The sequence below is a fragment of the Phyllobacterium sp. P5_D12 genome, from assembly GCF_054049495.1.
The window spans coordinates 1-616 of record NZ_JBFUMG010001140.1; the positions used below are offsets into that span (position 1 = coordinate 1).

Genomic DNA, 616 nt, shown 5'->3' on the forward strand with positions numbered 1-616 from the left:
GCATATGCTGCGCATCTACAATTATATGGGGTTAGGCCTTGTTCTGACGGGCGTTGTTGCATTCGTCGTCGCCTCGACGCCGGCCCTTTACGTTCCAATTTTTTCCACGCCTCTAAAATGGGTCGTCATGCTGGCGCCGCTTGCTTTCGTGATGTTCTTCTCGTTCAAAATGCAAACCATGTCGGCAGCATCGGCACAGGCCATGTTCTGGGCATTCTGTGCGGTAATGGGGCTCTCKCTGGCGTCGATCTTCCTTGTCTTTACCGGAACCAGCATCGCCCGTACATTCTTCATCGCGGCCACGATGTTCGGTGCCACCAGCCTTTATGGTTATACAACAAAGCGTGATCTCTCCCAGTTCAGCTCGTTCCTGATTATGGGTCTGATCGGTGTTGTCGTGGCGAGTGTCGTCAACATTTTCCTCGGCTCTTCAATGCTGCAGTTCGTTGTCTCGGTTGCCGGCGTTCTGGTGTTCATCGGTTTGACGGCTTGGGACACGCAGTCGATCAAGGAACAGTTTGCCGAAAGCTACGATTCGGAATCGCAGCAGAAGTTGGCTGTGTTCGGGGCCTTCTCGCTCTACCTGAACTTCATTAACCTCTTCCAGCTGCTGCTC

Annotated in this window: 1 protein-coding gene; it reads left to right on the forward strand. The window is 53.2% G+C overall.

Features of this window, described 5'->3' with window-relative positions; genetic code table 11:
- On the forward strand, positions 1-616 hold a 616-nt coding region (locus tag ACXJ5O_RS29160; protein WP_457302941.1), incomplete at both ends, for a Bax inhibitor-1/YccA family protein.